At 52.3% G+C, this 10,287-nt stretch carries 10 protein-coding genes; all 10 read left to right on the top strand.

The genetic code is table 11. From position 1 onward, the window contains the following. Window positions 1-420 precede the first annotated feature (420 nt). Window positions 421-909: a terminase small subunit gene (locus tag LI114_RS10525; protein ID WP_227220636.1), complete on the top strand. Its 489-nt coding sequence runs from the start codon at window positions 421-423 to the stop codon at window positions 907-909. A 2-nt stretch (window positions 910-911) separates the two neighbouring features. Beyond that, complete coding sequence (locus tag LI114_RS10520; protein ID WP_227220637.1) at window positions 912-2,147, top strand: PBSX family phage terminase large subunit; 1,236 nt, start codon at window positions 912-914, stop codon at window positions 2,145-2,147. Window positions 2,148-2,187: 40 nt separating this feature from the next. After that, the gene (locus LI114_RS10515; protein WP_227220635.1) at window positions 2,188-3,372 is read left to right on the top strand and encodes a serine/threonine protein phosphatase; all 1,185 of its coding nucleotides are present in this window, start codon (window positions 2,188-2,190) and stop codon (window positions 3,370-3,372) included. Window positions 3,373-3,388: 16 nt separating this feature from the next. After that, window positions 3,389-4,429 (top strand): hypothetical protein, encoded by a 1,041-nt coding sequence (locus LI114_RS10510; protein WP_227220634.1) that lies wholly within the window; start codon window positions 3,389-3,391, stop codon window positions 4,427-4,429. Window positions 4,430-4,490: 61 nt separating this feature from the next. Then, the gene (locus LI114_RS10505) at window positions 4,491-5,456 is read left to right on the top strand and encodes a hypothetical protein (RefSeq protein WP_227220633.1); all 966 of its coding nucleotides are present in this window, start codon (window positions 4,491-4,493) and stop codon (window positions 5,454-5,456) included. 142 nt (window positions 5,457-5,598) lie between these two features. Continuing rightward, window positions 5,599-5,889: a hypothetical protein gene (locus LI114_RS10500; protein ID WP_227220632.1), complete on the top strand. Its 291-nt coding sequence runs from the start codon at window positions 5,599-5,601 to the stop codon at window positions 5,887-5,889. A gap of 103 nt (window positions 5,890-5,992) precedes the next feature. After that, entirely contained in the window at window positions 5,993-6,403 is a 411-nt protein-coding gene (locus LI114_RS10495) for a hypothetical protein (RefSeq protein ID WP_227220631.1), read from the top strand. Continuing rightward, the gene (locus LI114_RS10490; RefSeq protein WP_227220630.1) at window positions 6,400-6,756 is read left to right on the top strand and encodes a hypothetical protein; all 357 of its coding nucleotides are present in this window, start codon (window positions 6,400-6,402) and stop codon (window positions 6,754-6,756) included. The genes LI114_RS10495 and LI114_RS10490 overlap by 4 nt, the downstream gene beginning before the upstream one ends. Continuing rightward, entirely contained in the window at window positions 6,757-7,707 is a 951-nt protein-coding gene (locus tag LI114_RS10485) for a hypothetical protein (RefSeq protein ID WP_227220629.1), read from the top strand. It begins immediately after the preceding gene. 275 nt (window positions 7,708-7,982) lie between these two features. Further along, window positions 7,983-9,353, top strand: coding sequence for a chromosomal replication initiator protein DnaA (dnaA, locus tag LI114_RS10480; protein ID WP_227220628.1), 1,371 nt, complete (start codon window positions 7,983-7,985; stop codon window positions 9,351-9,353). Window positions 9,354-10,287: the final 934 nt, after the last annotated feature.

Below are 10,287 nucleotides of genomic sequence, written 5' to 3'. Positions count from 1 at the left end.
AAGTAATGTTATTACCGTTGCTACGTTCATACAGCTCACCTCCATCTCTGGAGGATAGATTTGAACCGCCTACCGTTTTTGCAGTACGCCTTGAATTTATTTTAGCACACTTGACGATATTTGTCAATTAAGCGCATGATTTTCTTTTTTGAAAGTCATGCGCTTTTTTTCGTTATTGTGCACATTTTGTTGCACGCGGGTTTGAGCAGAGATACAGTTTATTTTTTAATTTAGACATATTTAGTTAATTGTTGCATAAAAACGTGCAACAAAAGCGCGATATGAGCCTATATATGGAGGGTGTTTTTCAGACGGCGTGGAAAAATCAGTCGCCGTCTGCATCGAATGGTCAGATTTTTTATCATGGCATAGGCATAAGTGGAACAGTATGGAAAAGTATTTAAGAAACGGAGGGATATTTTGAAGATAGGTGTGAAAAACAGAGCCGACGCGGCGGAGTTTGCTGAAAATTTCGCAGTGTTCGGCAACGCTTACGAAGCGGCGGTCAACGCGGGCACACCCAGCGAGCAGGCGGCTGCGGAGGGTGCGCGGCTGCTTTGCTCAAAGACTGTGAAAAAGCGCATAGCGGCGGCGGTGGCGCAGAAAGCGCAGTGCCCTGCCGCCGAAGGTCTGCGGCGAATAGCTTTCGGCAGGGTGAACGACGCTGTGCGGCTGGCTTTTGCGGACGACATAACGCCTGCGATGATAGAGCGCGCCGACCTTTTCGCAGTCGCGGAGATAAAGCGCGACCGAGGCGGAAAGGTGGAGATGAAATTTTTCGACAGGCAAAAGGCGCTGGAAAAGCTGATAGACTGCGAGCGCGAAGAGAGCGGCGCGGCGGGCGCGGAAAACCTCATCAGCGCGATATACGGAAACGTTAGTGGAAATGGAAAGGGTGAGGAGCTTTGAAAATGAGCTTTTCGCCGAAACAGCTCACGATATTCCGCTGGTGGACCAGCCCGCCGGGAAAAGAGCTTGACGGGATAATCTGCGACGGAGCGGTACGCTCGGGCAAGACCATGTGTATGTCGCTCTCGTTCGTGATGTGGGCGCAGACTAATTTCAGCGGGTGCAGCTTTGCGATATGCGGAAAGACGATAGCCTCGGTGCGGCGGAACATCATCGGCACGCTTACCGAGATGTCGAAAAAAGCGGGTTTTGCGGTGGAAGAATGTTTATCGAAAAACTACCTTGATATATCGCTCGGCGGCGTGAGCAACAGATTTTACATATTCGGCGGGCGGGACGAAAGCTCGGCGGCGCTGATACAGGGCATGACGCTGGCGGGGGTACTTTTTGACGAAGCCGCCTTGATGCCGCGCAGTTTTGTTGAGCAGGCGGCGGCTAGGTGCTCGGTCAGCGGCTCGAAGCTATGGTTCAACTGCAACCCTGAGAGCGCATACCACTGGTTCAAGCGGGAGTGGGTGGACAAAGCTACGGAAAAGCGGCTGATGTATGTACACTTCACGCTCGACGACAACCCCTCGCTCTCGCCGCAGATGAAAGAGCGCTACCGCAGGCTTTACAGCGGGGCTTTTTACGAGCGCTTCATACTCGGCAGATGGGTAAACGCCGACGGCTTGGTCTACCCGATGTTCAGCGAAAAAGACCACGTTGCAAATAAGCTGCCGACGAAGTTTGAAAAGTACATCGTAAGCTGCGATTACGGCACGGTGAACCCCTCGAGCTTCGGGCTATGGGGGCTTAGCGGCGGGGTATGGTACAGACTTCGCGAATACTACTACGATTCGCGGCGCGAGGGCTTTCAGCGCACCGACGAAGAGCATTACGCGGGGCTGGAGCGGCTATGCGGGGACATACAGCCCGAAAAGGTGATATGCGACCCCTCGGCGGCTTCGTTCATCGCTGCGGTGCGCGCGCACGGCAGGTTCAAGATAGCAAAGGCGGACAACGACGTTATAAGCGGCATAAGGCGGGTCGCCGATATGCTCAGCTGCGGAACTATAAAGATCTCGCCCGCCTGCGCCGACTGCATACGCGAATTTGCCCTCTACCGCTGGGACGACTCCGCCGCGGCGGACAGACCTGTAAAAGAAAACGACCACGCAATGGACGATGTACGCTACTTCGCCGCAGAGGTGAGCCGCAGCGAAGACCCGTTCTTCGTGCTCTCACTTCAAAGATAAACATTAACTACATGAAAAGAAAAACAAGGGAAGTGAAGATTTGATTTTTGACAGCAAGAAAAAGACAGCAAAGCCCGTGCTTTCGGGGGCGGTAAAGGCTTCGGCTTCGCGCACGGCGGGGTTCGATACCGATAATATGCCGCTCGCCTGCCGGCCCGCGCAGCTCGAAGAGGGGCTTTACGATATGCTTAGGGCACAGGTGCCGATAATCGACGCGGCTATTACAAAAGTAGTAAGGCTGACGGGCGGCTTTAAGCTGCGCTGCGCCGACGAGCGCGCCGAAAAGCAGATGGCGGAATTTTTCGCCGAACTGCCAGTACCCGCGAGCGGACGTTCGCTAGAGAGATTTTGCGAGATGTATCTTGACTCTCTGCTGACATACGGCAGGGCTATGGGCGAGATACTGGTGAGCGGGATAACGCACGAGATATCGGGGCTGTACTGCGCCGACTGCACGCTTTTCCGCGTTCGCGCCGCTAAGGACATGAGCCGTGCGGAGTTTTACAGCGCGTACACTGGCGAAAAGCTGCGCTGTATGCACCCCGAGCGCGTGCTTTACACGGTGCAGAACCCAAGCGCGCAGCACCCCGAGGGAGTATCGCTGCTGCGCGGACTGCCTGCGCTGAGCGGGGTACTGCTGAGGATATTTGAAACAGTAGGGCAAAATTTCGAGCGCGCGGGAAACGTGCGCTACGCCGTGACCTACAAGCCCTCGGGCGAGGGCGAGGCGGCTTACGCCAAAGAGCGCGCTATGGACATCGCCCGCGAGTGGGCGGACGGCATGGCGGCCTCAAAAGCGGGACAGGTAAAGGACTTCATAGCCGTGGGCGACGTGGAGATAAAAGTTATCGGCGCAGACGGCGCGGAGCTGAACACCGAGATACCTGTACGCCAACTGCTCGAACAGCTTATAGCGAAACTTTCGATACCGCCATTTCTGCTAGGGCTGAACTGGTCTACCACCGAGCGCATGAGCAGCCAGCAGGCTGACATACTCACAAGCGAGATAGACTACTACCGCAGACTGCTGGAGCAGGCGATACTGAAGATAGCGCGTTTTTACGCCGATATGAACGGCATTTCATCTGATATATGGGTGGAGTGGGAAAACGTGAACTTGCAGGACGAGGAATCGCTCGCGCGGGCAAGGCTCTACAACGCTCAAGCGCAGCAGATAGAGCTTGAGAACCAAAGCAAGATGAAGATGAACAGCGGAAAAGTATGAGGAGGAGGTAAAAGACATGACAAACAGCGATGTAGTGAACAAGACGGCGGCTGTCGGCAGTATCGAAAATGCGAACGCAGACAGCGGCGTCAGCGCGGAGGATATGGCGCTGATAAATCAGCTTGCGCGGCGCGAGCTGAAAGCGGAGGAGGTGTATGTATTCCCCGTAACGCTCTGCGATAACGAAACAGACCGCGACTGCGAGAGATTTTCGGTATCGGCGCTGGCGAAGCTTGCCGAGCTTTTCGTAGGCAAGACTGGCATTTTCGACCACGACCCTAAGGGCGCGAACCAGACGGCAAGGATATTCCGCGCCGAGCTTGCGGCGGACGAGAGCCGCTCTACCAGATCCGGCGAGCCTTACCGCTGCGTAAAGGCTATGGCATACATGATGCGCACTGAGAAAAACGCCGACCTGATAGCCGAGATAGACGGCGGGATAAAGAAAGAAGTTTCGGTATGCTGCTCGGTAGGCAGAAAGATATGCTCGATATGCGGCGCGGACGAGCGCAGACAGCCCTGCACGCACATAAAGGGCGAATATTACAGCGGAAAGCTCTGCGAGAAGATACTTGAAGAGCCGAGCGACGCCTACGAATGGTCGTTCGTGGCTATACCTGCCCAGCCGAACGCGGGCGTTACGAAATCGGGCGCATTCGCGGACAGAAAGTACGACCTCAGCAGCGAGGAGATAGGCATGATAGCCGCGAAGTGCGCCGAGCTGAAACGCGAGAACGGCGTGCTGGAAAACCGCGTTGCCGAGCTGAAAAGCGTGGAAGACAAAGCGCGCGCCGACGCTATCAGCGAGATAATACGTCTGGGCAGATTTTGCGTGCCCTCATTCGGGGCGGAAACTATAAAGGCGGTGTGCAGCGAGATGAGCTACGCCCAGCTTTTAGAATTCAAAAAGCGCATAAGAAAGGACGTGATGAAAGAACAGAGCGAAAGACCGAAGAGCGTTTTTTACAACAGCGAAAATAACGAAGCCGAGGAGAGCGGCGGCTTGCAGCGCATAGGCTCGGCTATAAGAAACACATCTTTCAGAATGAAGAGATGAATTTGAACGGAAAGCATTAACATAATTTTGAATGATATTAAAAAAGGAGAGTATTTTGAATATGTATAAGAACATCAAACTTGACAGAGGACTTTATTCGATAACCGGCAAGAACTTCACTCAGGCGCTTGCGGCGCTAGACCCCGACGCGGAGTACAAGGGCACTGATATGGAACAGCTCGACGCTTTTGAAAGACAGCTCAAGCGCTTTGACATAAAGATAGCGGGCGAGGGCTGCGACAGGGTAGAGAAATTCTTTACCTCTACCGAATCGGCGGTGCTTTTCCCCGAATATGTGCGCCGCCAGATAAAGAGCGGCATGGACAGCGTATCGCTGGTGCAGTACGCCGCCGCGGTGACCTACACCGACTCGGTAGACTTCCGCGCGCTGAGCGTTACATCTGCGGGCAGCGACACGGGCGTAGCGCAGCTCGCCGCCATGCCTGCTACCACGGTAAAGCTTGCTGACACCGCCTCGGCGCTGACGAAATTCGCCCGCAGGCTCGACTGCTCTTACGAAGCGGTGCGCAAGCAGAGGCTCGAAGCATTCGGCGTTATACTGCGCTCGCTCGGCGCGCAGCTTTCCCGCGCGGTGAATAAGAAGATGACGGACGTTATCTACACCGCTTCAACAAAGACCAAGTACACGGGCACTGTGACCTATGCGCAGCTTGCGGCTTTTTGGGCTTCCATGAGCAGCTGCGATATGGACGTTATGCTCTGCAACCCCGCTATGATGGCGAGCATTCTCGCGCTGGACGAGATGAAGCTTTGCGTAAGCGACTTTATGTCGAGCGGCAAGGCGGTAACGCCATACGGCATCACGCTTGTAAAGTGCCCGTGGCTAAAGGCGGGCACAGCCATCGGCATGGACTCGAGCTGCGGAATAGAAGCGATATTCGGCACCGACGTCATCATAGACACCGACAAGCTTATCTCTACCCAGTGCGACGAGATAGCGGCTTCGGTAATGTGCGGCTTCTCAGTACTGACCGCGGACGCGGTAAAGAGTCTGGAACAGTCGTGATAAAATAATTATCTGAACTAACATACGCAAAGCAGTCTGAAACGAATAATTAAGCCAATATAAGAACGGGCGGCGCAGTAAGCGGGCATATCCGCCGCGCCGCCTTTTTTATATAATTAAACGATAGGAGATGTATGAAAATATGAAATATCTGGAGTATGAAAAGGTAAAGAGAGATTTTCAGCGGCTGACGGCTGTAAGCGACGAGGAATTTGAGGCTCAGCAGTACGCTGCGCTGCTCGAAAACGCCGAGATATACGTTGTTTCGCAGCTTATGATCTCGCCGAGCGAGCTTACAGAGGAGCAAAAGGCGGTGTGCGTTTACGCGGCGGCGGCAGTAGCGGCTTACGACCGCGCGTTTGAGCTTGTGCTCTCGCGCAAGGCTGTAATGACGGAAAACGGAGAGGTAGCCGTGGTGCGCGGCGGCGAATAGCTTTTGCAGTGCGCATACGGTCTGCGCAGGGCGGCGGCAGAAAAGCTGATCGCGCTGGGACTTGTCATGGACGACACATTCTCATTCATGGGGGTGTGAGCGCATGATAACGGCTGTAAATACGATGCTGAGCGACAAGCTTAACAAAGCGGGCTTTGAGGTGTATGAGGAATATTCCTCCGCGAAACCGCTGAGAGCGGGGGCGTACACCGCGCTATGGCGCACCGAAAGGCTGACCCTCGGCGAATACAGGCAGGCGGCGAATGCGAACTCAAAATGCTCGGCGGCGGTAAAGGTACACATACGCCTGCTGGGCGGGAAAAAGAATTTCGACGACGCGGCGGTATTGCAGAGCATGGCGCACAAGGCGGCGGGCGAGCTGTATTTCTCATCGCCGATGGCGGTAATATCGCTGACCTGCGGAGCGCCTAAGCGAAACGCCGCGCTAGGCAGGCTGGAGCAGGTGATAGAGGCGGAATACACGCTGGCTATTAAAAAGGAGGACTTGAAATGAGCGCATCGGGTACTGTATATTTCTTTGAATACGGCGGCAAGAGCTACTATTTCGACGGAGTGAAAATGAGCTTTGCCAACAAGATAGAGAGCACCGCGCTGGCTGACGGCGGGTGTATAAGGGTACGCGCCTGCGGCAGCCCCGAGACGATAACCCTGCACTGCCGCATAGAGGTAGGCGAGATATTCGACTACGAAAACTTGCTTCGCACCATGGCGGCGGCGGACAGCCTGAGCTTTTCAATAAACAAAGTAAGCTACGGCGGCTACGCGATGCTTGCGGGCAGGATAACGGGCGCGGAGAAGCGGGACTACTGCGAGTGCGAATTTACCCTAACGGAGGTGACGGACTAAATGGCGACATACGAAATACCGGAGATAAAGTGCGAACTATGCCGAGCGAGCGGTGCGGCGAGCCTGTATTTCAGCCGAACGGCGGGCTTCAGCTTTGTAAAAGAGCGGTACACGCCGTACACACTGCTCAGCGGGATATTCATAGGCAGGTGCGTGCCCGCGGAGGTCACAGCGGTGAAGCTGTACATCGGCAGCAAGATAATACACCACGGCACGGCGGACAGCGTAGTCTGCGAATACTCGCACGGGGTGTGGCGGATACGCCTGCGCTCGCTGGGCTTCTCAATGCTGCTGGGGCAGAACATGGCTGAGCCGGGGATAATCAGCCAGCCCGACCTCTCGGCAGTTATCGGCAAGGCGGCGGGGGCATACGCGGTGAGCTGTCAGGGCAGCACCAAAAAGGTAAATTATGTATACATTAAAGACACGAGCACGGTGTGGGAAGCCGCCTGTATCTACGCGGCAAAAGCGTACTCGACATACCCCTACATACGCGGCACGAACAGCGTATACTGCACGGCTCTATCACCAAAAACGCGCGATTACAGCGGAAAGAAGATAGTAAGCTATTCTTCTGGCGTAAAGCTGACGGGGCTCATCTCGCACGCGCACACGCAGGACGCGGCGGGAGAATGGAACATCAGCAAGACCAACAGCTTCGCCGTAAATCGGCACATAATAAAGCACAAATACTACGCGCGCGACAACGAATGGGCATACGACCCGCAGGCGGGGCTGAGCTGCCACATCGGCGCGGGCGACCGCGGCAGGCAGTACGGCAGGCTGAAATACGCGGGCGCCGAGCTGGAAGAACTGCTGGACAAGGCAAACTTTACCGCCGAGGGGCTGAGCCTGACGGCGGCGGAGGTGGACAGGATAGAGATAACCTGCTCGCCTAAAGGCTTATTTACCGAACTGAGCTTTTACAATGACCTGTACTGCCCGCAGTAGGGCGGCAAGACCCACAACGGATACCCCTGCACGGAGAGAAAACGCGCCGTACAGGGGCGTTCGTGCGCCATAAACGCGTTTTGCAAAAAAATGGCGTAAAAAAACAACTAAAAAAACAATTGAAATTTCTACATTATTATAAATGCGGCGCACTTGAAATTTTGTTTAATATATGTTATAATAATAAGGAAACGATATTTTTACGGTGAAGTATGCCTTCAAGAAGATGGCATGATTTGCCATTCACGAAAGTTATGAAGGGAAGGTATTTATTGATGGAGTCTTTCAACGACGTTTTTGAAAGCGTTTTGAAATATTTAAGACAGCTGCCGAACGTAAGCGAAGTAGGGTATAAAAGATGGCTGGCTGTACTTGAACCATACAAATTTGAGAACAACACCGCTTTTCTGCTTACGGAGAGCGAATTTACGAAAAAGACCACGCTGGATATATACGAGCCGAGCCTAAAAGAAGCGTTTGAGAACGTGATGGGCTTCCCCGTAGAGATAAGGCTGCTGGTAAAGAGCAAGGACAGCGAGAGCGCGGCGCAGCCGCAATTTACCTCAGCTATGGCGGCAGAGCCTGCGGGCCACACGCCCACCGTAGCGGGAGTACAGGAAAAGCTGACCTTCGACAACTTCATCAAGGGCAAATCGAACGAGCTGGCATACGCCTGCTGCACGGCGGTGGCGAACAAAGCCGACGGCGGCGAGGGGGACAACAACAATATGTTCAACCCGCTTTTCATATACGGCGACTCAGGCCTCGGCAAGACGCACCTTATGAAAGCTATAGAAGCGCAGGTAAAGCAGAACCACCCCGAGATGAACCTCATCTACACCACCACCGAGAATTTCACTAACGAATTCGTACAGGCGCTTTCTGAACGCTCGACGAACGAATTTCACAACAAATACCGCAGCGCGGACTACCTGCTGATAGACGATATACAGTTCATCATCAACAAAGACGCGGTGCAGGAGGAATTTTTCCACACATTCAACGACCTTTACAATGCGGGAAAGCAGATAGTATTGACCTCAGACATAGCGCCGAGCAAGATCTCAAAGCTGGAGAACCGCATACGTTCACGTTTTCTGCTGGGAATGCAGGTAGACATACAGCCGCCCGACTTTGAAACGCGAATGGCGATAATCAAATGCAAGGCGGAGCTTTTAGACTTACAGATAAAGGACAACCTTGCGCGGCTCATCGCAGAAAAGATAAAGACGAACATACGTCAGCTGGAAGGCACGATGAACAAGATAAAGGCGCTGACGATATACACGAGCGAGTCGCCCTCTATCTCGATGGTACAGCGAGTTATCAAAGAAGTAATGATAGAGAACCACCCGACGGAGATAACTACTGACAGGATAATATCAGAAGTAGCGACGGCTTTTAACGTAACGCCTGACGACATACGTTCGCAGAACCGCAGGGCCAACATATCGCTTGCAAGAAAGATCACTATATACCTCATGAAAGAGATAAAGGGAATGACGTACATTCAGATAGGAAACGAGCTGAACAAGAACCATTCCACGATGACGATACACTATCAAGATGTAGCGAAGCTGTTAAAAACTAACAGTGACTTAAAAGAAACGGTAGACGACATCATCAAAAATCTGAAAGAGGTATAATACATTTTTTAAGACTGTCTGAAAATGGCAGTAAAAAATTTTTAGCTTTTTTTCAACATTATCAACAGAGTTTTCAACAATTTAACTTTAATGAAAATTGAGAAGACAAGAGCGAGATAATGCTTGAAAAAGCTAAGTGAAAAGAAATTTTACGAAAAAAGTCGGAAAAGGGGAAGTCAACGGAATCAACAAGGAGTTTTCAAACTGCGGGAGTGATTCAACAAAAAAGGCGGGGTTTTATCAACAATCAACACACAAAAAGCCAACAGTTTTAACACACCAGAAAATGGGTTGAGAAAATCAACAAAGCAGTTGAAAGGCTAATGAAAGACAGTTGAGAAGTTTGGAGAACAAAACCGTAGAAAATGCTGAGGTTTGAGGGGGTATAGGAGTAGTTTTAGGAGTTTTCAACCGACACTAATACTACTGCTAAAATAAAAGTTAGTTATGTTTGTTATAAGATAGTGAGAAGCTATGATTTTTGAGCGTTTAAAAAAAGCGTTTGTTGAAATTTAGAACGCGGAATAAAAGTGAAGCTTTGAACAAAGTGAAGCGTGAAATTAAGAAGCGCGGGATGCAACGACGCGTGGAAAGTCGGCGAAGCCGAATTTCCTGCCGTTGCCGAGGGGTCGAAGGGGGCGAGAAGCCCCCTGGAGTGAGAAGATCACAAAGCAGAAATTATCCCATCAAAATATCCTCTTAAACAAAAGCAATCCCCAAAATGCGGGGCTGCCAAAAAACGGAGAACGCTCGAAAGAAGCGAATATATCAAACCATAAAACCCGAACAGCCCCGCATTTTCTAAACGCAATCCTCTTAATGTCGGCACAATCCGCAAAGAGCGAAGCGATTTTGCGGCGAACAACAATTAAACCAAACAAGGGCGCAAGCCCTTGCAGGCACGAACAAACGCAAAGAATACCCTACGGCTATC

It is taken from the genome of Ruminococcus sp. 210702-SL.1.03, from assembly GCF_020559915.1.
GTDB lineage: Bacteria > Bacillota > Clostridia > Oscillospirales > Ruminococcaceae > YE71.
Note: the sequence above shows the minus strand (reverse complement) of the source record. Positions and strands in the feature narration are given on the sequence as shown.